The 22963-nt window shown below is 70.3% G+C and carries 19 protein-coding genes; all 19 read right to left on the reverse strand.

Features of this window, described 5'->3' with window-relative positions; genetic code table 11:
- Nucleotides 1–616 (reverse strand): transporter substrate-binding protein (locus tag CIW48_RS28585; protein ID WP_149313809.1); only part of this gene is annotated, 616 nt, incomplete at its 3' end.
- 174 nt (nt 617–790) lie between these two features.
- Nucleotides 791–1627: an urease accessory protein UreD gene (locus tag CIW48_RS28590; protein ID WP_149313810.1), complete on the reverse strand. Its 837-nt coding sequence runs from the start codon at nt 1625–1627 to the stop codon at nt 791–793.
- 2 nt (nt 1628–1629) lie between these two features.
- Nucleotides 1630–2256, reverse strand: coding sequence for an urease accessory protein UreG (gene ureG, locus CIW48_RS28595; protein ID WP_091780405.1), 627 nt, complete (start codon nt 2254–2256; stop codon nt 1630–1632).
- Between the two features lie 42 nt (nt 2257–2298).
- On the reverse strand, nt 2299–4011 hold the full coding sequence (gene ureC / locus CIW48_RS28600) for an urease subunit alpha (protein ID WP_149313811.1): 1713 nt from the start codon (nt 4009–4011) through the stop codon (nt 2299–2301).
- A gap of 10 nt (nt 4012–4021) precedes the next feature.
- A complete protein-coding gene (locus CIW48_RS28605) occupies nt 4022–4717 on the reverse strand; it encodes an urease subunit gamma (protein ID WP_149313812.1) in 696 nt (231 codons plus the stop codon).
- Nucleotides 4718–4727: 10 nt separating this feature from the next.
- Nucleotides 4728–5411 carry an urease accessory UreF family protein gene (locus CIW48_RS28610; RefSeq protein ID WP_149313813.1) on the reverse strand — a complete coding sequence of 228 codons (684 nt, stop codon included), beginning with the start codon at nt 5409–5411 and terminating at the stop codon, nt 4728–4730.
- Nucleotides 5405–5869 carry an urease accessory protein UreE gene (ureE, locus tag CIW48_RS28615; RefSeq protein WP_149313814.1) on the reverse strand — a complete coding sequence of 155 codons (465 nt, stop codon included), beginning with the start codon at nt 5867–5869 and terminating at the stop codon, nt 5405–5407. The genes CIW48_RS28610 and ureE overlap by 7 nt, the downstream gene beginning before the upstream one ends.
- Before the next feature lie 349 nt (nt 5870–6218).
- Nucleotides 6219–7727 (reverse strand): malate dehydrogenase (quinone), encoded by a 1509-nt coding sequence (mqo, locus tag CIW48_RS28620; protein WP_149313815.1) that lies wholly within the window; start codon nt 7725–7727, stop codon nt 6219–6221.
- Between the two features lie 32 nt (nt 7728–7759).
- Nucleotides 7760–8155 carry a hypothetical protein gene (locus tag CIW48_RS28625; protein WP_149313816.1) on the reverse strand — a complete coding sequence of 132 codons (396 nt, stop codon included), beginning with the start codon at nt 8153–8155 and terminating at the stop codon, nt 7760–7762.
- A 30-nt stretch (nt 8156–8185) separates the two neighbouring features.
- On the reverse strand, nt 8186–9913 hold the full coding sequence (gene poxB, locus CIW48_RS28630; protein ID WP_149313817.1) for a ubiquinone-dependent pyruvate dehydrogenase: 1728 nt from the start codon (nt 9911–9913) through the stop codon (nt 8186–8188).
- Between the two features lie 45 nt (nt 9914–9958).
- Nucleotides 9959–11419, reverse strand: coding sequence for a class II fumarate hydratase (gene fumC / locus CIW48_RS28635; RefSeq protein ID WP_149313818.1), 1461 nt, complete (start codon nt 11417–11419; stop codon nt 9959–9961).
- Between the two features lie 195 nt (nt 11420–11614).
- Nucleotides 11615–12142, reverse strand: a complete 528-nt coding sequence (locus CIW48_RS28640) for a chromate transporter (protein WP_197739392.1) — start codon at nt 12140–12142, stop codon at nt 11615–11617.
- Complete coding sequence (locus CIW48_RS28645; protein WP_149313819.1) at nt 12139–12744, reverse strand: chromate transporter; 606 nt, start codon at nt 12742–12744, stop codon at nt 12139–12141. Before CIW48_RS28645 ends, CIW48_RS28640 begins: the two co-directional genes overlap by 4 nt.
- Nucleotides 12722–13708 carry a phospholipase D-like domain-containing protein gene (locus tag CIW48_RS28650; RefSeq protein WP_149313820.1) on the reverse strand — a complete coding sequence of 329 codons (987 nt, stop codon included), beginning with the start codon at nt 13706–13708 and terminating at the stop codon, nt 12722–12724. Before CIW48_RS28650 ends, CIW48_RS28645 begins: the two co-directional genes overlap by 23 nt.
- A 59-nt stretch (nt 13709–13767) precedes the next feature.
- Nucleotides 13768–16866: an efflux RND transporter permease subunit gene (locus tag CIW48_RS28655; protein WP_149313821.1), complete on the reverse strand. Its 3099-nt coding sequence runs from the start codon at nt 16864–16866 to the stop codon at nt 13768–13770.
- A complete protein-coding gene (locus CIW48_RS28660; RefSeq protein ID WP_173009432.1) occupies nt 16863–18050 on the reverse strand; it encodes an efflux RND transporter periplasmic adaptor subunit in 1188 nt (395 codons plus the stop codon). The genes CIW48_RS28655 and CIW48_RS28660 overlap by 4 nt, the downstream gene beginning before the upstream one ends.
- Nucleotides 18051–18084: 34 nt before the next feature.
- Complete coding sequence (gene cydB, locus CIW48_RS28665) at nt 18085–19155, reverse strand: cytochrome d ubiquinol oxidase subunit II (protein ID WP_246695461.1); 1071 nt, start codon at nt 19153–19155, stop codon at nt 18085–18087.
- 2 nt (nt 19156–19157) lie between these two features.
- Complete coding sequence (locus tag CIW48_RS28670; RefSeq protein ID WP_149313824.1) at nt 19158–20570, reverse strand: cytochrome ubiquinol oxidase subunit I; 1413 nt, start codon at nt 20568–20570, stop codon at nt 19158–19160.
- Nucleotides 20571–20572: 2 nt separating this feature from the next.
- Nucleotides 20573–22861, reverse strand: a complete 2289-nt coding sequence (locus CIW48_RS28675) for an FdhF/YdeP family oxidoreductase (RefSeq protein WP_149313825.1) — start codon at nt 22859–22861, stop codon at nt 20573–20575.
- Nucleotides 22862–22963: the final 102 nt, after the last annotated feature.

The raw sequence follows: 22963 nt of genomic DNA on the forward strand, positions 1-22963 counted from the left end.
TGCGGGCGATCTTGTTGGAGGTGCGCGGCCAGATGTAGTCGGAGCCGATGAAGTAGAAGCTGTCGCCGCCCTTCTCCTTGTGGACCCAGTCGAGGCCGGTGAGGATCTGCTGCGTGGCCTCCTGACCGGTGTAGAAGACGTTCTTCGACTGCTCCAGGCCCTCGTAGAAGGTCGGGTAGTACAGGAGGCCGTTATACTGCTCGAAGACCGGCAGAACCGCCTTGCGGGACGCCGAGGTGAAGCAGCCGAACACCGTGGCGCAATGGTCGTTGACGAGGAGCTTCTTGGCCTTCTCGGCGAAGGTCGGCCAATCGGAGGCGCCATCCTCCTGGATGATCTTGATCTTGCGGCCGAGCACGCCGCCGGCATCGTTGATCTGCTGGATCGCGAGCTTCTCGCCCTGGCTCGGCCCCGTCTCGGAGATCGCCATCGTTCCGGTGATCGAGTGCAGGATGCCGACCGTCACCTCGCTGTCGGTCACCGCGAGACCGCCGGCATCGGCCGCCGCGGCCGGTGCCACCGCGATTCGCGACAGCGAGGCGGCCAGCGGGGCCGCCGCGAGGCCGAGCAGCAGGCGGCGGCGGAGTTTCGAATGCACGGGATCGTCTGTCGCCATGGCGGGCTAATCCTTCAGGTTATCCGAACGGGTGAGCCGCCCCATCCGCACCGGATCAGCCGTCACGCACGGGATCGTCTCCGCACGTCTATTTCTTCCAAAGAAACTATCTTTCTCAAGATTAAAACATCGGCAGCCTGCTTATATCGGCGGCGTGTTCCGGCCTCGAATCCGCTACTTGCGGCGCCGCGCGGGTTCGAGGCCGGTCAGGGCCGCGAAGGCGTGGCCGGCGGCCGCCTCCAGCCCCGCCGCCAGCGTGCCGCCGTCGCGGGCGAGGAGCCGGAGGCCGAGCCCGGCCGCGTTCGGCAGCGGGCTGAGGCCGGCCCGGCAGCCGGTGCGGTCGGCCGCGACCTGGATGTCCGCGGGGTCCGGAAGGCAGGAGGCCGGCCCGAGGATGACGAGCGCGCCGTAGGCCCGCCATGAGCCGCAGGGCGAGGCCGGATCCTGGAACTCGGCTCCGGTGATGCGGGCCCGCTCGCGGACCAGCACGGTCCCCTCCGGTGTCTCGACGCGGAGCGACAGCGCGACCTGATCGAAGGGCCTGCCGCGCCCCTCGGGGTCGTGGCAGGCGATGCTCTCGGACACGACGGCCCGGGCGCCGGGCTCCAGCGTGATGCGGGTCGAGGCGGACAGGGCCGCGTCGGGGAACAGGATCAGCGGATCGGGCACGCAGTGCAGGAAGGCGTCCGCGCCGACGCGGATCCGCGTGTCCTGGCAGGCCGGCTGATCGGCGCTGCGGTGGACCACCGTGGCGGCCTGGGTGGTGACATGCGCCGCAGAGCCCGCACCCATCGCGATGTCGAGGCCGAGACGGTCGCCGCGATAGAGGCCGCCGGAGGCGGACTGAAGGTACAGCGTGATCAGGTCCGGCCGCTGCGGATACAGGCGGAACGGCTTCGTGATGTGGAACGGGTAGGGCACGTGCTGATCGGCCAGCACGCTGGTGCCGCCACCGCGCACGAAGCGGAGCCGCGCCGTGGCGCGTCGGCCGGTCCGGTTGTCGTCCGTCACGGCTAGGGCGCGAACAGCACGGCGCGGCCGATGGCATCCGCCACCCGGTCGATGCCGTGGCCCGCGCGCGCATTCGTGGCGATGACCGGCTTGCCGCCCCGGACTCTCCCGGCCTCCGCCAGCATCCCGTCGAGGTCCACCCCGACATGGGGCGCGAGGTCGACCTTGTTGACCACGAGGAGGTCGCAGCGCAGCACGCCCGGGCCGCGCTTGCGCGGGATGTCGTCGCCGCCGGCCACGTCGATCACGAAGATCCACCAATCGACGAGGTCGAGGGAGAAGGTCGAGGCGAGGTTGTCGCCGCCGGATTCGAAGATGAGCAGCTGCAGGCCCGGGAAGCGGTCCTCCAGCGCATCGCCCGCGGCGATGTTGAGGGTCGGGTCCTCCCGGATCACCGTGTGCGGGCAGGCGCCGGCCTCCACCGCCTCGACGCGGCTCGGATCGATCAGACCGGAGCGGCGCAGCCGCTCGGCATCCTCCTTCGTGACGAGATCGTTCGTGATCACGGCGAGATCGACGCCGCGCGCCTGCAGCACGGGGATCAGCCGCTCGATCAGCGCGGTCTTGCCGGATCCGACCGGGCCGCCGATCCCGATCCGGGCGGCGTTCGCGGGAGTCACGTCGGTCATGGGGAGCTGCGCCCTCGAGGGGATGGCGGGGTTCGGCGACGCTCAGCGCAGCATGTAGCGCTGGGCGAGCGGCAGGGTCCGGGCCGGCTCGCAGGTGGCGAGCACGCCGTCGACGAAGACGTCGAAGGTCTGCGGGTCGACGCGGATCTCCGGGCAGGCGTCGTTCCAGAGCATGTCGGCCTTCGTCAGCGTGCGGGTCCCGCGGGCGGGCAGGAGCGCCTTGCGCAGGCCGAGCTGGCCGCCGAGATCAGCCTCGATCGCCAGGGGATGGACGAAGCAGGCCGAGAGCGCCTGCTTGGCGCGCCCGAAGGCGCCCCATTGCGGGCGCATCAGCATCGGTTCGCAGGTCATCAGCGAGGCGGCGGAATCGCCCATCGCGCCCCAGGCGATGAAGCCGCCCTTGATCACGAGCTCCGGCTTGATCCCGAAGAAGGCCGGCCGCCAGACGACGATGTCGGCCATCTTGCCGGGCTCCAGCGAGCCGATATGGTCCTGGATGCCGAAGGTGCGCGCCGCGTTGATCGTGTACTTGGCGATGTAGCGCTTGATCCGGGCATTGTCGCCGAAGCCCGGCTTCTCCTCGGGGAGCGGGCCGCGCTGGTCCTTCATCTTCGAGGCGAGCTGCCAGGTCCGGCAGATGACCTCGTGGATCCGGCCCATGCCCTGGCTGTCGGAGCCGAGCATCGCGATCGCCCCGATGTCGTGGAGCACGTCCTCGGCCGCGATGGTCTGGGCGCGGATGCGGCTCTCCGCGAAGGCCACGTCCTCCGGCAGGGCCGGGTTGAGGTGGTGGCACACCATCGTCATGTCGAGGTGCTCGTCGAAGGTGTTGATCGTGTAGGGGTTGGTCGGGTTCGTCGACGACGGCAGGCAGTGCGGCAGCCCGGCGACCCGGATGATGTCCGGCGCGTGGCCGCCCCCGGCCCCCTCCGTGTGGTACATGTGGATGGTGCGGCCGCCGATCGCCGCCAGCGTGTCCTCCACGAAGCCCGATTCGTTCAGCGTGTCGGTGTGGAGCTGGACCTGGAAGTCGTAGGCGTCGGCGAAGCCCAGGCAGGCGTCGATCGCGGCCGGCATCGCGCCCCAATCCTCGTGGATCTTGAGGCCGAGGACGCCGGTCTCCAGCTGCTCCTTCAGGGCGGCCGGCCGGTGGGTGTTGCCGCGCCCGAGGAAGCCGAAATTGACCGGCCAGGCCTCGGCGGCCTGGAGCATGCGGCCGGTGTTGAACGGCCCGCCGGAATCGATGCCGACCGTGATCGGCCCCAGCGAGCCGCCGAGCAGGGTCGTGACGCCGGAAGCGATCGCGTGGTCCGGCAGGCCGGCGGAATCGAAGTGCACGTGCACGTCGATCGCCCCCGGCGTCGCGATCAGGCCCTCGCAGTCCCGCACGGTGGTCCCGGCCGACACGATCAGACGCGGATCGACGCCGTCCATGATCGCCGGGTTGCCCGCCTTGCCGAGCGCCACGATCCGCCCGTCCTTGATGCCGAGGTCGCCCTTCTGGATGCCGAGGACGGGATCGATCACCACGACGTTGCAGAGGAGGAAGTCGAGCGCGCCCTGGGCGGCGGTCACCCCGGGTGCCATCCCGATCCCGTCGCGCAGGGTCTTGCCGCCGCCATGCAGGCACTCGTCCCCGTAGACGGCGTGGTCGTGCTCGACCACCGCCACCAGGGAGGTGTCGGCCAGCCGCACCCCGTCACCTGTGGTTGGCCCGTAGAGGGCGGCATAGTCGCGGCGCGGGATCGTCACCATGGCACTCTCCTCAGGCGCCCTTGAAGCCGCGGGCCTTGGCGCGGGCGAGGGCCGCCGCCCGCGCCGCGTCGTCGGGCAGCGTTCCCCGCGTCAGGTCGTTGAGCCCGGTCAGCTCCCGGGCGCCGCCGAAGCCGACCAGCGTCACGGTCTTGCGCTGGCCGGGCTCGAAGCGGATCGCCGTGCCGGCCGGAATGTCGAGCCGGTGCCCCAGGGCCGCCGCCCGGTCGAAGTCGAGCGCCCGGTTCACCTCGAAGAAGTGGTAGTGCGAGCCGATCTGAACCGGACGGTCGCCCGTGTTGACGACGTCGAGGGCCACCCGCGGGCGGCCCGCGGCGAGTTCGATCGTGCCGTCGGCCGGCAGGATCGCGCCGGGTTCGAGGATATCGGCAGGGGCGCCCTCGCGGGCGCGGATCGGCTCGTGGACGGTGACGAGCTTGGTTCCGTCCGGGAAGACGCCCTCGACCTGCAGGATCGGCAGCATGGCTGCGATGCCCGGCATCACGTCCTCGGTCGACAGGATCGTGGAGCCCCAGCCGATCAGGTCGGCGACGCTGCGCCCGTCGCGGGCGCCCTCCAGGATCTCGTCGGTGATCAGCGCCACCGCCTCCGGGTAGTTGAGCTTGAGGCCGCGGGCTCGGCGCTTGCGGGCGAGTTCGGCCGCGGTGAAGATCGTGAGACGTTCCAGTTCGGTGGGCGTGAGCAGCATCGCGCGCTCCCTAATTGGCGAAGAGGCGCAGATCGGCGCGGGCGTGCCGCATGGCGGCGATCTCGATCAGCGGCGTGAAGCCCGTGAGGACGATGGCGTCGTCCGGCTCCTCCGGGACCGGCCGCTCGGCGATCTCCGCGACGAGCGGCAGCACCGCCTGGAGCGCCTGCTGCCCCTGGATGGCGCCCACCTGGCCGAGCCGGACGGTGGCCGAGACGGTGCCGGAGACGAGCTGATAGCCGGCGACGGCCGCCGCTTCCGGCTCCGACAGCCCGAGGGCGCGCCACAGGGCTCCCTGCACGGTCGCGAGGTGCCCCAGCATGGGACCGGACCGGATGGCGGCGCGGAGTTCGTCGGCTCCGGGGGTCGCGAGCCGCACATGCGTGGTCAGCAGGGAGGCGCCGTTGCGCCGGCTGCCGACCCGCATCGCCTCGACCAGGGTAGCCGCCTCGACGGCGGCGTCGATGCGGCCCAGCCGCGCCGGATCGGGGGCTGCGCGGTGGGCCAGGATCAGGGCGACGCGGTCGCTCTCCGCCCAGCGAAAGCGGACCAAGCCCGTCAGAGTCCGGATCAGGCTGGCCGTGTCGAAGGCCGGATCGCCCGCGACGAGCCCCTCGATCCCGTTGGAGAAGGCGAAGCTCCCGCTCGGGAAGGCCCCGTCGGCCTGCTGGAGGGACAGGAGCCGGCTCAGCACGGCTCCGCCTCGTCGAGGACCGTGTGCGTCACCTGCCCGTCGGTGACGAGCGCGCCGAGGCGGGCGAGGTAGTCGCCGGCCGCCCCGTCCAGGGCCACCAGGATGGCTCCGTCGGCGAAGCGCACGCGCCAATGGAGGTTGCCGGCATGGTAGCCGAGTTCGAGGGCGGCGGCCTGGCTCCCTGGGACGAGGCGGAGCCAGCGCTCGGTCCCGACCCGGGCGACGAGGGCGTGACGCTCGTCCAGCGCCAGCACGGCCCCGTCGAAGAGCGGCTCGTCCCGCGGCAGGGCCAGGGCGATCTCCTCGCCGGCCAGGGTCGTTGCGCGGATCCGGCGCCGGGCGACGTCGGTGCTGGACACGACGAGCACGTCGACCGCGCCATGATGCGCGAGGTGGTGCAGGCGATCGGCCAGCCCGGAATCCCGCCGGCTGCCCAGGATGCGATGAATGACCCGCATGTCGCTCGTGTTCCGCCTGTGCTGGCCCGGTCCCCGGAGCGCCTAGCAAGAGCGATTCCGTCGGCGCTCACCACGTCCGGCTTGCGCCCGTTTCCGTGCCCGCGTCGCGCCGCTGCCACCGCGGCGCGGCGTCCCGGATCGTCGGGCCTCAGCCGGGGGCCAGCCCGCGCAGGGAACCGCGCGGGGACAGGAGGAAGCCACCGTGGAAGCCGTCCTTGGGCCGGCGCGCCGTGTCGGGGTTCCCGCCGGGATGGCCGGCCACGCGGTGCTGGACGACGGGCTCCGGGATGCGGCGTGATCCATCCGGCCGTCGGTGGACCGGCCCTCTTCTCCGCGCTCGCTGAGCCTGTCAGGCGTTGTCGATCTTGAGGGTCGGCGCCGTTTCGGCCCGGCTGCGCCGGCAGGCCTCGGCATCCTCCTTGAGGTCGATGCCGTAGGTCGGGATCACGGCCTTGAGGCGCGGCAGCCAGCCATCCGGCGTCAGCCGGTCGGCAAAGCACGTCTCGAGCACTTCGACCGCGATGAACGCCGCCGTCGAGGCCCCCGGCGAAGCGCCGAGCAGCGCGCAGATCGAGTTGTCGGCCGCGGCCACCAGCTCGGTGCCGAATTCCAGGTAGCCTTCCTCCAGCGGGTTCGCCTTGCCGGTCGGCTTGATCGTCTGCACCCGCTGGCCGGCCACCGCCGACGTCCAGTCCTGCTTCAGGGCCTTCGGGAAGAACTGCTTCAGGGTCGCGAACTGGTGGTCGGAACTCTGAAGCACCTGACCAACGAGGTACTCGGTCAGCGCGACGTTGTCCTTGGCGACGTCCAGCAGCGGCACGACGTTGTGCGGGGTCAGCGCGGTGAACAAGTCGGTGAGCGACCCGTGCTTGAGGAACCGCGACGAGAAGCCCGCATAGGGCCCGAACAGCAGCGAGCGCTTGCCGCCGATGATGCGGGTGTCGAGGTGGGGCACCGACATCGGCGGCGAGCCGGAGGCCGCCTTGCCGTAGACCTTGGCATGGTGGCGCGCGCTGACCGCGTCGACGTCGCAGCGCAGCCAGATGCCCGAGACCGGGAAGCCGCCATAGCCGCGCCCCTCCGGGATCCCGGAGGCCTGCAGCAGCGCCAGCGAGCCGCCGCCCGCGCCGATGAACACGAACTTCGCCGTCACGGTCTGGCGCGTGCCGTCATAGGTGTCCTCGACGGTCACGGCCCAGCGGCCGTCGTCGACCCGGTCGAGGGCGACGACCTTGCGGTTGTAGTGCACGGAAAAGCCCGGCTGCGCCGCGAGCTGCTTGACGAGGAGGTGCGTGAGGGCGCCGTAATCGACATCCGTCCCGGTGACGATCCGGGTGGCGGCGATCGCCTCGCCGGGCACGCGGCCATCCATGATCAGCGGCGCCCAGCCGGCGATGACCTGCGGATCCTCGCTGTACTCCATGCCGTGATAGCAATGGTGCGCCGCCATCGCGGCGTAGCGGGCCTTGAGGAACGCGACGTTCTCTGGCCCCCAGACGAAGCTCATATGCGGGCAGGGATGGAGGAAGGCACGGGGATCGGGGATCGCGCCCTTCCGCACGAGATGGGCCCAGAGCTGGCGCGAGATGTCGAACTCGGTGTTGACCTCCAGCGCCTTGGCGATGTCGACGCTGCCGTCGGGGCGCTGGGGCGTGTAGTTCAGCTCGCAATTGGCCGCGTGGCCGGTGCCGGCATTGTTCCAGCCCTCCGAACTCTCCTGCGCGCAATCGTGCAGGGTCTCGAACATCGCGAGTGTCAGCGAGGGCTCCAGCTCCTTCAGGAGCGTGCCGAAGGTCGCGCTCATGATGCCGGCGCCGATCAGCACCACGTCGGGATTGTCGTCGCTTCGACCGGCCATCGCGGGGCTCCTGGCAGCGGGTTCGGAGGATCTCACCGGGCGTTCGGGACGAAGGGCAGCCGGGCCTCGGCGCCGGGGGCGAGGATCACGTAGGCCCGGCACCAGGGCTCGTCGTCGACGAGGCGCCAGGAATGGCCGGAGCCGGCCGTATCCTCGGCGATGAGGATGTCGCCGGGGCGGATCGTGAAGTGCGCGCCGGCCTTCGTCTGGAAGTCGAGGGTGCCGCGCAGGGTGATGACGAACTGCCGGGTCGGGGCCGGGTGCCACGCGTAGGTCCCGCCGGCCTGCGTCTCCCGGAAGGAGATCGAGACCACGTCGCTCGTACCGCTGAGGATGTCGCCGCGCTCGCCGTGGGGCAGGGCGATGACGCCTTCCTCGAAGCAGGAATTGTCGTCGTCACCGGTCCAGATGCGAACGCAGCGGATCATCGGGCTGAACTCCGGCTTCGGAACGGCGCCTCAACGCCAGAGATTGGTCTTGGCGAGGTCGATGATCTCGGTGCCGCGCCCGTCGATCACCGCCCGTGCGAGCCACATCCCGAAGCCCGTCGCCTGCTCGAGGCCGATCTTCGGCGGCATCGACAATTCCTGGCGGGCCGAGACGACGTCGAGGAGAGCCGGGCCGTCATGGTCCAGCAGCGCGCGCATCGCGTCGGGCAATTCGGCCGGATCCTCGACGCGGCGGGCGAAGATGCCGGCCCCCCGGGCCATGGCGGCGAAATCCGGGTTCACCAGCGCGACGCCGGTCTCGAGGAAGCCCGCGGCCTTCATCTCCATCTCGACGAAGCCCAGGGTGCCGTTGTTCAGCACCACGACCTTCACCGGCAGCTTGTGCTGGTTGAGGGTCAGCAGGTCGCCCATCAGCATGGCGAAGCCGCCGTCCCCGGAGAACGAGATGATCTGCCGTCCGGGATAGGCCGCCTGCGCGCCGATCGCCTGCGGCAGGGCGTTGGCCATGGAGCCGTGGTTCAGCGAGCCGATCAGCCGGCGCTTGCCGTTCATGGCGAGGTAGCGCGCCGCCCAGATCGTCGGCGTGCCGACGTCGAAGGTGAAGACCGCGTCCTCGGAGGCCGCCTCGCTCAGGGTGCGGGCGACGTATTGCGGGTGGATCTTGCCGCCGGCCTTGCCCACCGCCAGGGCGTCGAGCCCGGCGCGGGCCTTGCGGTAATGGGCAAGGCTGTCGTCGAGATGCGCCCGGTCGGTCTTCGCCTGCAGCTTCGGCAGCAGCGCCGTGATCGTCTCGCCGACATCGCCGATCAGGCCGAGATCGATCCGGCAATGGCGCCCGAGGCTCTCGGCCCGCAGGTCGACCTGCGCGACCTTGGCGTCCTCCGGGTAGAACTGGCGGTAGGGGAAGCCGGTGCCGAGCAGCAGCAGGGTGTCGCAGTCGAGCATCGCCCGGTAGCCCGACGAGAAGCCGATCAGTCCCGTCATGCCGACGTCGTAGGGATTGTCCCACTCGACGTGCTCCTTGCCGCCCAGCGCGTGGACCACCGGGGCCTTCAGCGCCTCGGCGAGCTGCAGCAGCTCCGCATGGGCGCCCGCGCAGCCGCGGCCGCAGAACAGGGTCACGCGTTCGGCCCCGTTGAGCATCCCGGCGAGGGCGTCGAGGTCGGTGTCGCGCGGGCGCACCACCGGCGGGGGCGGTACCAGGGCGGCGGAGAGGTCGGGCGCCCCGCCCGGCATGGCCATGAGGCCGACATCGCCGGGGATCACCACCACCGCCACCCCGCGCTCGGCGATCGCGACGCGGATCGCGGTCTCGATCACACCGGGCAACTGGGCCGGCGAGGAGACCAGTTCGCAGTAGTGGCTGCATTCCTGGAACAGGTTCTGCGGATGCGTCTCCTGGAAGTAGCCCCGGCCGATCTCGGCGGAGGGGATCTGGGCCGCGATGGCCAGCACCGGCACGCGGGAGCGGTGCGCGTCGAACAGGCCGTTGATCAGGTGCAGGTTGCCGGGCCCGCAGGAGCCGGCGCAGACCGCGAGTTCGCCGGTCAGGTGGGCCTCGGCGCCGGCCGCGAAGGCGGCGCTCTCCTCGTGGCGTGTGTGGATCCAGGCAATCGAGCCGTCCTGGCGCAGGGCCTCGGTCAGGCCGTTGAGGCTGTCGCCGACCACGCCGTAGATGCGCTTCACGCCGGCCTGCGCCAGCGCCCGGACGAACAGATCGGCGACCTTCGTGCTCATGGTGTCTCGCTTGAGTGAGGGGCTCGGGATGACGGGGTCACCGGGTCAGGCCCCGGCCAGCCCGTGGCCGATCATGGTCTTGGGATCGCAGACGGCATCGAAGCGCTCGGCCGCGACGCCCTCGGCCAGGGCGGCCTCGCGCAGCGTCGTGCCTTCGTCGTTGGCACGGTGGGCGATCTTGGAGGCGAGGTCGTAGCCGATCACCGGTGACAGGGCCGTGACCAGCATCAGCGACTGGTTCACGGTCTCGTCGATGCGCCTGCGGTTGAGTTCCGTACCGGCGACCGAGAAGGTCCGGAACTTCTCGCAGGCATCGCCCAGCACGCGGATCGCGTGGAGCGTGTTGTTGATGATGATCGGGCGCATCGCGTTCAGCTCGAAATTGCCCTGCGAGCCCGCGAAGGCGACCGCATTGTCCTCGCCGATCACCTGGATGCAGACCATCACCAGGGCCTCGCACTGGGTCGGGTTGACCTTGCCGGGCATGATCGAGGAGCCCGGCTCGTTGGCGGGCAGGAGCAGTTCGCCGAGGCCGCAGCGCGGCCCCGAGGCGAGCCAGCGCATGTCGTTGGCGATCTTCATCAGCGCCACCGCGAGCCCGCGCACCGCCGCCATCGCGGCGACCATGGCGTCCAGCGAGCCTTGCGCGGCGAACTTGTTGGGCGCGGTGACGAAGGGCTTGCCGGTCAGCTCCGCGATCTTGCCGGCGATCTCGGCGCTGAAGCCCTCCGGGGCGTTCAGCCCGGTGCCGACCGCGGTGCCGCCGGCCGCCAGCCTGTAGAGCCCGCCGCGGGACGCCTCGACCACGGCCAGCGCGTCGCGCATCTGCTGCCCGTAGCCCGACCATTCCTGGCCGACCGTCAGCGGCGTCGCGTCCTGCAGGTGGGTCCGCCCGGTCTTGACCACGTCCATCCAGTCCTGGGCCTTGGCGTCGATGGCGTCGGCGAGCCTGTGTGCCTGCGGAAGAAGGACCTCGTCGAGTTCCAGCACCGTAGCGATGTGCATCGCGGTCGGGAAGGTGTCGTTCGAGGACTGGCCCATGTTGACGTGGTCGTTCGGGTGGACCGGGCTCTTCGAGCCGAGTTCGCCGCCAAGAAGCTGGATCGCGCGGTTCGACAGCACCTCGTTGACGTTCATGTTGGACTGGGTGCCGGAGCCGGTCTGCCAGACGTAGAGCGGGAAGTGATCGTCGAGCCTGCCGGCGATCGCCTCGTCGGCGGCCTGGACGATGGCCTGCGCCCGCCACGCCTCCAGGCGCCCGGCCGCGGCGTTGACCAGCGCCGCGGCCTTCTTGACGTAGCCGTAGGCGTGATAGACGCGCTTGGGCATGCGATCGGTGCCGATCGAGAAATGCTGGAGCGAGCGCTCGGTCTGCGCGCCCCAGTAGCGGTCCGCCGGCACGTCGATGCCGCCCATCGAATCGGTCTCGCGGCGCGTCCCCGTGGCGGAGATGCCGATCGGAAGGTCCTGCAGGGCCGGGACACCTTCTTCCACGCTCGACGACATCGTGCCTCCCGCCGCGACGGGTTCAGGACGCCCTAACCGTCGCCGTCAGCCTGCCTCGCGCGCAGGGCGGCATTCTTGTTGGTTTGGATTGCGAATTGCGCATTCGTGCCCGTTCGGACACGCGCGCTCGATGGGAAGCCCGCTCGGAGCGCCGCCGCAGCCCATCCACCCGGAATCGGTCCGCCGGCGCGCGGCTCAGATCACGCCGAACCAACCCAGGAGGCCGGCAATCGCGAGGATGGGCAGCGGATTGAGGGCCGTGCGCCAGAACAGCAGGGTGAAGAGCGCCGCGGCGCTGTAGCCGCGCGACGAGAAGCCGGCGCCCTCGGCCACCGTCCACCCGCTCGCCAGGATCAGCCCGACGGCGATCGGCCCGAGCGCCGCCTCCAGGGCAACGTGCCATGCGCTGCCTGAGGTCCGTTGCCAGAGCCGCGCCACGACGATCATCAGCAGCCCGGCCGGCAGCATCATGGCCGCCTGCGCGACCAGGGCCCCCGCGAGCCCCGCGACCTTGTAGCCGATCATCGCGACGATCAGGTTGCTCGGGCCGGGCGCGGCCTGCGAGATCGCGAAGACGTCGGAGAAGGCGGCCCCGGTGAGCCAGTGTGCCTCCCCGACCGCGTGCCGCGACATCTCCGGCACAACGCTGTTGCTGCCGCCGATGGACAGGATCGACAGCGTGCTGAAGAAGGCGGCGAGCGCGATGAGGTCGCTGGCCTTCACGAGCCCGCCCCATCCGCGCCGCGCCGGTGCAGATGCCGCCAGGCCAGCAGGAAGGCCGGCGGCGCCAGGATCGCCAGCACGGCGATCAGCGGCAGATGCAGCAGGACCGAGCCCAGGAAGGCCGCCGCGATGAAGGCGAGGGCGGCGGGCCGCCGCGCGAAGCCCTCGCCCGCCTTCAGGCCCGCCGACAGGGCGAGCCCGACCGCGGCGGCGGTGACGCCGCGCAGGACATCCTGGACCGCCGGCACCGCGCCGCTCCGGAAATAGGCCCAGGCGAGGCCGACGACGATCCAGAACGGCACGAGCGTCAGGCCCAGCAGGGCGGCCGCCGCCCCGGGCACGCCTCGGAAGCGGTGCCCGACATAGATCGCGAAATTCGCCTGGTTGGCGCCGGGCAGCACCCGCGCCAGCGCATAGGCGCTGAGGAACTCCGCATCGTCGAGCCAGCGCTTGTCCTCGACGATCAACTTGCGGGCCCAGGCCGTGAGGCCGCCGCCGAAGCTGACCAGGGTCAGCCGGTTGAACAGCCAGAACAGTTCCAGGAGGCCGGGCGGCGCGGCGTCTGGCGCCGGCAAAGGCTCAGCTGTGTCGGAGGTCGGCATCCGGCTCGAACTCCGCGCTCTCGTCCGCATCCGGTGCCGCAATCGGATAGGGCGGCTCGTATCGTCGCGAACCCTTCCAGTCCGCCTCGAAGACGGCGGCGATCGCACCGATGATCGCGGGCTCGCCGATCACGACGCCCAGTTCGCGCCGCAGATCGAAAGCGGCCTGATCGAGGTTCTGGGTGCCGAGATAGACCCGCTCGCCGTCGATGATCGCGATCTTGCCGTGGCTGCGCAGCTGGCGCTGCTTGTGCAGGCGGCCGCCGGCATCGCGGAACAGCCGCCACAGGGCGAAGGAGTACATCAGGTCGGGCTGGTGCAGGCCGTGCTTGCCGCCGCACAGCAGGCGAACCCGGACGCCCCGCTTCAGGGCGGCATGAACCCGCTCGAAGATCACCGGCTCGGCGAATTTCGGATGGGCGAGATCGATGCTGCGCCTGGCCCCATCGAGCAGGTTGCACAGGATCGCCCGGGCGCTCCCCGGGCTCCAGGACAGGCCGGACGCGCCGTTTGGCGCAAATGTCCCGTCGGTCCAATCCGCCTCGAAGCAGGCCCGTATGTCGGCGACCTGACCAGGATCGGACAGGATGATCCCGTAATCCCGGGTCTTGGTGAAGTACTTCTCCATGAAATTGAACGTCGCGACCATCGCGCGCGCGCCGTCGACGACCAGCGACTTCTCGTGGGTGACGAGGAAGCGCGGCGATGTCCAGCGCACCGGAAGGCCGGCCTCCTCCAGGCGCGCGAAGGTCCGATCGTTGATGCGCTCGCCGGTGCCTTTGGCCGGATTGAGGAGGACGCGGACGGTGACGCCGGCCGCATGCCGGGCCAGGACGGCGTCGATCAGCAGGGGATGGTCGAAGGTGAATTGCTTGAGCAGGATCTCCCGCTCGGCGCTCCGCATCAAGGCGACGACCGGCTCGGTCCCGTGGTCCGGCTGAACGATGAGCTGGGGGGCCTGCATGTCGGCGCGACGATGTCCTTGTGCCGGATCTGTGGGACGGGCTCGCCCGCGCGGGGCGGTCAGACCACGCGCGGTCGCTCACCGGTGCTGCCGCGACGAAGCCGATGGCCGAGGCGGGCCATGTAAATGTAAACGACCGGCGTGGTGTAGAGCGTGAGGAGCTGAGAAACGATCAGTCCTCCGACGATTGTAAGGCCGAGCGGCTGGCGGATCTCTGCGCCGGCACCGGTCGCGAGCAGGAGGGGGAGGCCTCCGAGCAGCGCGCAGAGCGTCGTCATCAGGATCGGCCGGAAACGCAGGCGCCCCGCCTCGCGGGCCGCTTCCGTCGCGGACAGGCCGCGGTTCCGCTCCGCCTCCAGGGCGACGTCGACCAGCATGATGCCGTTCTTCTTGACGATGCCGATCAGCAGGATGATCCCGATGAGGCCGATCAGGTCGAGCGGTCGCCCGAAGGCCATCAGCGCCAGGAGGGCGCCGAGCCCCGCGGAGGGCAGCGTCGAGAGAATCGTGACCGGATGGATCGTGCTCTCGTAGAGCATGCCGAGGATCAGGTAGATCGCGAACAGGGCGAGCAGGATCAGGGGCGCCATCCCGCCGAGCGCGGCGCGGAACGCCTTCGCGTTGCCCTCGAAACCGTGCGCCACGGAGGGCGGCATCCGCAAGGCGGCCGCCGCGTCCTCGACCGCCGTGACGGCCGTGCCGATCGTGACGCCGGGGGCGAGGTTGAAGCTCAGCGTCATCGACGGGAACTGGTTCTGGTGATTGATGGCCAGCGGCGTGACGTCCGGCACGGCCGTGGCGATCTCGCCGATCGGCACCATCGTCCCGCTCTGCGAGCGGACATAGATCCGCCGGAGGGCCTCGGGGCCGAACTGGTAGGACGGTTCGACCTCCAGGATCACGTAATACTGGTTGAGAGCCGTATAGAGCCGGGCCACGTGGCGCTGGCCGAACGCGTCGTAGAGCGTCTGGTCGATCTCGGCGGGATCGACGCCGAGGCGCGACGCGGTGGCCCGATCGATCGAGAGCCGCAGCGTGCGCCCGGCCGATTGCCGGTCGCTGGCGACGCCGCTCAACACCGGGAGCGCCCGGAGCCGGTCGGCGAGGCGCGAGCCCCAGACGGTCAGCTCGGCCGGATCCAGGTCGGTGAGCGTGTACTGGAACTGCGTCTTGCTGAGGCGGCCGCCGATGGTGATGTCCTGGGCGGCCTGCATGTAGAGGGTGATCCCGGGGACCGACGCGAGCGCCGTGTCGAGGCGCCGCATGACCTGGAACACGCTCACGTCGCGCTGGCCGAAGGGCTTCAGCGTGATGAACACCCGTCCGTCGTTCTCCGTGACGGTCGGACCGCCGGCTCCGACGAAGCCGACGGCGTTGGCGACCGCCGGGTCCCGGGCCGCGATGGCCAGGAGCGCCTGCTGGGCGGCCTTCATGGCGGCCGGCGAACTGTCCTGGGCCCCTTCCGCAATGCCCAGGATGAGGCCGGTGTCCTCCTCGGGGAAGAAGCCTTTCGGGATGACGACGAACAGACCGAGCGTCGTGAGGATCGTGGCGATCATGACGCAGAGGGTCACGGCCTGATGCCGCAGCACCACCGCCAAGCCCCGATCGTACAGGGCGAAGAGCCGGTCGAACATCCGCTCGACGGCCCGTGAGATCCGCCCCGGCGCGTCCTGCCGCCGGGGCGGCAGGAGCTTGGCGCAGAGCATCGGGATCAGGGTCAGGGAGACCGCGGTGGAGACCAGGATCGCGACCGCGACCGTCGCGGCGAATTCCCGGAACATCGATCCGACGACACCGCCCATGAGGAAGAGGGGTATGAACACGGCGATCAGCGAGATCGAGATCGACAGGACCGTGAAGCCGATCTCGGCCGCGCCCGCGACGGCCGCCTCGAGGGGCCCCGCCCCCTCATCGATGTGCCGCACGACGGTCTCGACCATCACGATGGCGTCATCGACCACGAAGCCGATCGCGACCGACAGGCCCATCAGCGACAGGTTATCGAGGCTGTAGCCGAGCGGGTACAGCGCCGCCACCGTGCCCAGGAGCGCGATCGGGACGGAGAGGGCCGGGATGACGGTCGCCCAGACCGTGCGCAGGAACACCGCGATGACGCCGACGACGAGGGCGATGGTCAGCAGCAGCGTGCGCCGCACGTCGTCGAGGCTCTCGACGATCGTCGTCGTCCGGTCGGACACGACGGCGACGTCGATGCCCGGCGGCAGGGACGCCCTCAACTGCGGGAGCCGCGCACGGATGGACGCGACGGTCTCGACCACGTTGGCCCCGGCCTGCCGCTGCACGGCGAGGATCACGGTCGGCTTGCCGTCGATCCAGCCCGCCAGGGTCTCGTCCTGCGGCGCCTTCACGGTCCGCCCGATGTCACGGATGCGGATCGGCGCGCCGTCGCGATAGGCGACGATCGCCGCGTCGAAGCCTTCGGCGGTCAGAAGCTGATCGTTCGTCGTGAGGGCGAAGGTCTGCTGTCGTCCGTAGAGCTGCCCGGTCGGCTCCTCGACGCTGAGCCGCGCCAGGGCCCGCCGCACCTCGGGAAAGCTCAGCTGCTCCGACGCCATCAGCGCGGGGTTGAGCTGGACGCGCAGCGCCGGCAGTTGCAGGCCGCCGACCAGAACTTGGCCCACGCCTGCGATCTGCGCGATCCGCTGCGCCAGGATGGAATCGGCGTAATCCGAGACCGTGGTGATCGGCAGGACGTCCGAACGCACCGCGATCAGCAGGATCGGCGCGTCGGCCGGATTCGTGCGCCGAGAGACGGGCGGATCGAGCAGGCTCGCGGGCAGCTGCCCCTGGGTATTGTTGATCGCGGCCTGGACGTCGGTGGAGACGCCATCGAGGCTCCGGCTGCGATCGAATTGCAGCGTGATCTGCGCGTAGCCGACGCCGCTGCTCGAGGTCATCTGGCTGAGCCCGGGCACCTGCCCGAACTGGCGCTCCAGCTGCGTGGTCACGGAATCGGCCACGATCTGCGGCGATGCGCCCGGAAGCTGCGCCGTGACCTGGACGATCGGCGTGTCGATGCTGGGCAACGCCGCGATGGGCAGCAAGGGGTAGCTCGCCACCCCAAGCGCCACGACGGCCACCATGAGGAGGGCCGTGGCGATCGGGCGCCGGATGAAGGGGGCCGACAGGTTCACGGCAACAATCCGAGCGCCCGCGTCGTCGTCTGAGAGACGGCTCCGGGCTCGGCTTCCGCCACGACGGTTCCGGGCCGCAGGCGGTACTGGCCCTGCGTCACGACCGTCTCGCCTGGGCCGAGCCCGGATCCGATGAGCGCGAGACCCTTGTGCCGCGACGCGACGGCGACCGGCCGGACGCGCACCGTGCGGTCGTCGCCGACCACGTAGACGAAGGTCCCGTGGTCGTTCTGCTGGATGGCATCGACCGGTATCGTGAGCGCGTCCTTGATGACGCGGGGGGTGATTTCCGCCACCACGAAGGTGCCGGGCCAAAGCGCACGCTGCGCATTCGGGACGTTGGCCTTGAGCTGAACGGTGCCGGTCTTGGTCTGCGCCTGATTGTCGATCAGCAGCAGGGTGCCGCTGTCGAGCAAGCGCGTCCCGGTCTGGTCATATATTTGGGCCGCGACCGGACCGCGCGTCAGCGCGGCCTGGATTTCGGGAATGTCGCCGGCCGCCACCGTGACGATCACGCTGATCGGCTGCAGCTGCGCGACGACGACGATCCCGCCGGGATCGCTCGGGCGGACGAGGTTGCCGACATCCGTCAGCCGGATGCCGGTCACGCCGTCGAAGGGCGCCCGCAGGGTGGTGAAGCCGAGCTCCGCCTCCGCGTAGGCGACGGCGGCCTTGTCGATGGCGACCGCGGCCGCCTGTTCGGCGACCTGCGCCTTCTGGTCCTCGACCAGCCGATCCGTGGCGTATCCCTTCTCCAGCAGCGGCGCGTTGCGGTCGAGGTTGAGCTGGGCGTTGCTCAGCCGTGCAAGGTCCCGCTGCAGCTGCGCCTTGGCCTGATCGAGCTTGGCGCGGTAGATCTCGGGATCGACCGTGGCCAGCACCGAGCCGGCCGCCACGGACCTGCCCTCGACGAACGTCACGCTTGTGAGGAAGCCGGTGACCTGGCTGCGTATCGTCGCCGTGTTGTAGGCCTGCACGGTCCCGAGCCCCTTGAGGACGACCGGTACGTCGCCACGGGCGACCTTGGCGGTGACGACCGGGACCGGAGCGTCGCGTTCTGCCGCCCGGGCCGTCTCCCGGCCGTCGATCAGGGCTGCGAGCGCGAGGGTTGCGAGCGCCACTTTTGCCAGGGCCAGGGTTGCGAGGGCCGGGGCGACGCGTGTCGCGCGAGCGAAGCGGTCCATGCGGGTTCGCCTCCGGCGACGCTGAGGGCGCGCCTCAGCACAGGTGCAGGGCGGTCTCGGAGGCGCTGGCGCGTCGGCCTGCGGACGGCGCCGCCTGCTGAGCCTCCTCGGTCCCGTGCGCCTCCAGCACCGTCTTGCCGCGGAAGACCCAGTAGGCATGGCCCAGATAGCCGATGATGACCGGGACGACGATCAGCACGCCGATCCCGACGAAGCGCAGGGTCGCATCGTCGGACGCGGCGCTCCAGATCGTGGCGTGGCGGGGCACGACGTAGGGCCAGAGGCTGACCACCAGCCCCGCGAAGCCGAGGAGGAACAGCACGATCGTCCATTGAAACACCCGCGCCTCGCGCCCGCTCCACAGGCTGCGCCCGATCAGCACCGAGACGCCGGCGGCCGCCGCAGGAAGGAGCGCCAGCGGCAGCAGCTGCGGCCATGCAAACCAGCGCTGCGCGACCTCGGGAACGGTGAGGGCCGTCCAGGCGCTCACCAGGGTCATCATGGTGGCCGTGAGGATCAGGGCGGCCCGTCCCACCTCCCGGCCGAAGACCTGCACCGCCCCGTCGGTGCGCCAGATCAGCCAGCCCGCGCCCAGGAGCGCATAACCGCCGACGAGGCCGGCGCCGCAGAGCAGGCCCAGCAGGCTGAAGGCGCTGAACGCGCTTCCGGAGAAGACGCCCTCATGCACCGGAACACCGCCGATGAAGCCGCCCAGGACGAGGCCCTGCGCCAGCGCGGCGAGGAGGGAGCCGCCCGCGAAGGCGAAATCCCAGACGCGCCGGAAGCGCGTCGCCTGGAACCGGAACTCGAAGGCGATGCCCCGCAGGATCAGGGCGAACAGCATCGCCATGATCGGCAGGTAGAAGGCCGGAAGCAGAACGTAATAGGCGATCGGAAAAGCGGCCCAGAGCAGGGCGCCGCCGAGGACGAGCCAGGTTTCGTTGCCGTCCCACATCGGCGCGATGCTCTGCATCATCAGGTCCCGGTGCCGATCGCGCGGTGCGAGCAGGAACAGGATGCCGATGCCGAGGTCGAAACCGTCGGCGAGCACGTAGATCGCGATGGCGAAGGCCGCGACGAGGGCGAAGATCAGGGGTAAATCCATCGTCATTCCCCGGCCGCGATCGGCGTGGTGTAGCAGGGCGCCCGGCCCAGGACCGCGGTTCCGGCCTGTTCGAGGCCGGGGCGCACCGCGTTCGGATGCAGGTCCGCGATCGCGGCCGGTCCGCGGATGACGATGCGCGCGCCGTACCAGAAGAAGGCCAGGAGCAGCAGGTTGTAGACCAGCGCGAACATCAGCAGCGAGGTCAGCACGGCCCCGGGCGCGAGCGGCGCGACGGCGTCGGCCGTGCGCAGATGTCCGTAGACCACGTAGGGCTGCCGCCCGGTCTCGGTCACGGTCCAGCCAGCGATCACCGCGATGAAGCCCAGCGGGGTCGCCGCCATGGCGGCGAGTTGGAACCAGCGGGTGGTGAACAGGCCGCCGCGCCAGCGGAGCACGCCTCCGATGACGGCCAGGATCAGGAGCACGAGGCCGACGCCGACCATGATGCGGAAGGCGAAGAACACCAGCGGCACGTAGGGCCGGTCGGCGGCCGGGACGGCCTTGAGCCCCTGCACGTAGCCGTTCCAGCTATGCGTCAGGTAGAGGCTCGCGGCGTGCGGGATCGCGATCTCGAAGAGGTTGCGCTCGGCTGCCATGTCCGGCCACGCGATCAGCGTCGCCGGGACGCCCGAGCCGGACTCCCAGAGCCCCTCCATGGCGGCGAGCTTGGTTGGCTGGTGGCGCATGGTGTTGCGACCGTGCGCGTCGCCGATGACGAGCTGCAGCGGGACGAGCACGAGGGCCGCGCCCATCGCCAGGGAGAAGCCCTTGCGGGCGACCGCGACGTGCTGGCGCCGCCAGAGGTGGTAGGCCGAGACCCCCGCGACCACGAAGCTGCCCGTGATGTAGCTGGCGCAGACCATGTGCAGGAAGCGATAGGGAAAGGACGGGTTGAAGAACGCCGCCCACCAATCGGCCACATGGAACAGGCCGTCGGCATCGAGCGTGTAGCCCGCCGGCGTCTGCATCCAGCTGTTGGAGGCCAGGATCCAGCTGGCGCTGAACAGGGTCCCGGTGGCGACCATCAGGCAGGCGAAGAAATGCGCGCCGCGCCCGACGCGGTTCTCGCCGAAGATGACGATGCCGATGAAGCCCGCCTCCAGGAAGAAGGCGGTCATGACCTCGTACATGAAGAACGGCCCGAGCACGTTGCTGACGGCCCGGGAGAACCCGCTCCAGTTCGTCCCGATCTGGTAGGAGAGGACCAGCCCGGTCACGACCCCCATGCCGAAGCCCAGCGCGAAGATGCGGATCCAGAACCGCATCAGTGCGCCGTAGACCGGATCGTCCGTGCGCCACCACCGGAAGCTCAGGAACGCGACGAACGAGGCGATGCCGATCGTGAAGGCCGGCCACAGGATGTGGAAGCCGATCGTGAAGGCGAACTGGATCCGGGAGAGCGTGAGGGCGTCCATGCTCAGGCTCCCGTTCCGAGGCGGCGCATCCGGACCGGAATCGCCTTGTAGGAGGGGGTGTGGCTCTGCGGATCGTGCAGGCCGAGGGGGACCAGGGGATTGGCTTCGGGGTAATAGGCGCCGACGCACCCGTCGGGCAGCGCGTAGGGCACGACCTGGAAGCCCTCGACCGAGCGGGCGATTCCGTCCTGCGCGAGGGTGTGGAGGGCGACGCGGTCGCCGGCCCGCACGCCCTGCCGGGCCATCTCGGCCTCGCTCAGGAAGACCACCATGCGGCCGCCGAAGACGCCCCGGTACCGGTCGGACAGGCTGTAGAGCGTCGTGTTGTACTGATCGTGGCTGCGCATCGTCGTGAGCCAGAGCGCACCGGGGTCACCCGCGTATTCGTCCTCGTCCAGGCCTTCGAAGACCGCGAACTCGGCCCGGCCGGACGGCGTCGCCCAGATCCGCTCGCGCGCCAGCGAGGTGAGGTGGAAGCCGCCGGGCACGCGGATCCGCGCGTTGAAGCCCTGGAAGATCGGGAAGACGCGCTCGATCGCGTCGCGGATCCGGTCGTAATCCGCGGTGAAGTCCTCCCAGGGAACGGCCGAGCCCGGTCCGAGCGTCGCCCGCGCGATGCCGGCCACGATCGCGGTCTCGCTCAGCAGGTGCTCGGAGGCCGGCAGGTTGCGGCCGGCCGAGGCATGCACCATCGACATCGAGTCCTCGACGGTGATCGATTGCGGGCCCGTCGCCTGGTGGTCGACCTCGCTGCGGGCGAGGCAGGGCAGGATGTAGGCTTCCCGGCCGTGGACCAGCTGGCCCCGGTTCAGCTTGGTGTTGATCGCCACCGTCAGGTCGAGCGTCCGCATCGCCCGCTGGACGGCTTCGGTGTCCGGCACGGCGGCGGCGAAGTTTCCGCCGAGGGCGATGAAGGCTCGCGCCTGGCCCCGCAGCATCGCGCCGAGGGCCGTGACCACGTCGTGGCCATGGGCCCGGGGCGGCTCGAAGCCGAAGACGTCCCGCATCCGGTCGAGCATGTCCGGCGTCGGCTTCTCGGTGATGCCGACGGTTCGGTTGCCCTGAACGTTGGAATGCCCGCGCACCGGGCACAGGCCCGCGCCCGGCCGCCCGACATTGCCCCGCAGGAGCGCGAGGTTGCTGATCAGGCGGACATTCTCGGTGCCGCGGCGATGCTGGGTGATCCCCATCCCCCAGACCAGGATGGCGTTCTCCGCCGCCACGTAGGTCCGTGCCGCGGATTCGAGGTCCGCCCGGCTGAGACCGGACCGGCGCTCGATCGCCGCCCAGGGTGTCGCGCGAAGGTCGGCCGCGAGGGCCTCGAAGCCGCGCGTGTGGCCCGCGATGAAGTCCGCATCGAGCACGCGCCCCGTGTCGGCGGCGATGGCCGCATCGTCCATCGCGATGCAGGCCTTCATGATCCCCTTGAGGGCGGCCGCATCGCCCCCGACCCGGACCTGGAAGATGCGCGAAGCGATCGGCGTCGAGGTCAGCGACGCCATCTCGACGGGATTCTGCGGCGCCTGGAAGCGCTCCAAGGCCCGCTCCCGGAACGGATTGAAGCTCAGGATCGCCGCGCCCCGCCGCGCGGCGTCGCGCAGGCTCGTCATCATCCGCGGGCTGTTGGTCCCCGGATTCTGACCGAAGATCAGGATCGCGTCGGCGCGATCGAAATCCTCCAGGAGAACCGTGCCCTTGCCGACGCCGATGCTCTGCGGGAGACCCACACTGGTCGCCTCGTGGCACATGTTCGAGCAATCGGGGAAGTTGTTGGTCCCGTAGGCCCGTCCGAGGAGCTGGAACAGGAAGGCGGCCTCGTTGGAGGCGCGCCCGGACGTGTAGAACTCGACCTGATCCGGATCCGTGCCGTCGCGCAGGATCGTCCCGATCCGCGCGAAGGCATCCGCCCAGGCGATCGGGACATACCTGTCGCTGGCCGCCTCGTAGCGCATCGGGTGCGTGATGCGACCGACCATCTCCAGGTCGTAGTCGCTCCACGTCGCCAGTTCGGAGACCGTGTGGGCGGCGAAGAAGTCCGGGGTGCAGCGCTTGGCGGTCGCCTCCCAGGCCATGGCCTTGGCCCCGTTCTCGCAGAATTCGAACGGGCCGGGCTTCTTGGGGTCGGGCCAGGCGCAGCCCGGGCAATCGAAGCCCGAGGGCTGGTTCATGCGCAGGAGCGTCGCCGCTCCGCGCACCGCAATCTCCTGTTCGACGAGCGCCTTGCCGGTCGCCTCCAGCGCGCCCCAGCCGCCGGCAGGATTGGTGTAGGCGCGGATCTTGGCCTTGGCCATCGGGGTCCTCGGGCTGGAGGCGGGCGCGGACTTCAGAAGCGTCCGAAGCGGCGATCAGGGACGAGACGCGTGCGATGCGCCGGAACAGGCGGTCGGGCATGC

It is taken from the genome of Methylobacterium sp. P1-11, from assembly GCF_008329595.1.
Lineage (GTDB): Bacteria > Pseudomonadota > Alphaproteobacteria > Rhizobiales > Beijerinckiaceae > Methylobacterium.

What these genes read in the sequence shown, in the direction of transcription:
- ureG (WP_091780405.1), bottom strand. Translation starts at nt 2,256, where the DNA reads ATGACCGACGTGACTCCCGCGAACGCCGCCCGGATCGGGATCGGCGGC.
- ureC (WP_149313811.1), bottom strand. Translation starts at nt 4,011, where the DNA reads ATGGTGACGATCCCGCGCCGCGACTATGCCGCCCTCTACGGGCCAACC.
- CIW48_RS28605 (WP_149313812.1), bottom strand. Translation starts at nt 4,717, where the DNA reads ATGCTGCTCACGCCCACCGAACTGGAACGTCTCACGATCTTCACCGCG.
- ureE (WP_149313814.1), bottom strand. Translation starts at nt 5,869, where the DNA reads ATGCGGGTCATTCATCGCATCCTGGGCAGCCGGCGGGATTCCGGGCTG.
- mqo (WP_149313815.1), bottom strand. Translation starts at nt 7,727, where the DNA reads ATGGCCGGTCGAAGCGACGACAATCCCGACGTGGTGCTGATCGGCGCC.
- CIW48_RS28625 (WP_149313816.1), bottom strand. Translation starts at nt 8,155, where the DNA reads ATGATCCGCTGCGTTCGCATCTGGACCGGTGACGACGACAATTCCTGC.
- poxB (WP_149313817.1), bottom strand. Translation starts at nt 9,913, where the DNA reads ATGAGCACGAAGGTCGCCGATCTGTTCGTCCGGGCGCTGGCGCAGGCC.
- fumC (WP_149313818.1), bottom strand. Translation starts at nt 11,419, where the DNA reads ATGTCGTCGAGCGTGGAAGAAGGTGTCCCGGCCCTGCAGGACCTTCCG.
- CIW48_RS28645 (WP_149313819.1), bottom strand. Translation starts at nt 12,744, where the DNA reads ATGCCGACCTCCGACACAGCTGAGCCTTTGCCGGCGCCAGACGCCGCG.
- CIW48_RS28650 (WP_149313820.1), bottom strand. Translation starts at nt 13,708, where the DNA reads ATGCAGGCCCCCCAGCTCATCGTTCAGCCGGACCACGGGACCGAGCCG.
- CIW48_RS28660 (WP_173009432.1), bottom strand. Translation starts at nt 18,050, where the DNA reads ATGGACCGCTTCGCTCGCGCGACACGCGTCGCCCCGGCCCTCGCAACC.
- cydB (WP_246695461.1), bottom strand. Translation starts at nt 19,155, where the DNA reads ATGGATTTACCCCTGATCTTCGCCCTCGTCGCGGCCTTCGCCATCGCG.
- CIW48_RS28670 (WP_149313824.1), bottom strand. Translation starts at nt 20,570, where the DNA reads ATGGACGCCCTCACGCTCTCCCGGATCCAGTTCGCCTTCACGATCGGC.
- CIW48_RS28675 (WP_149313825.1), bottom strand. Translation starts at nt 22,861, where the DNA reads ATGGCCAAGGCCAAGATCCGCGCCTACACCAATCCTGCCGGCGGCTGG.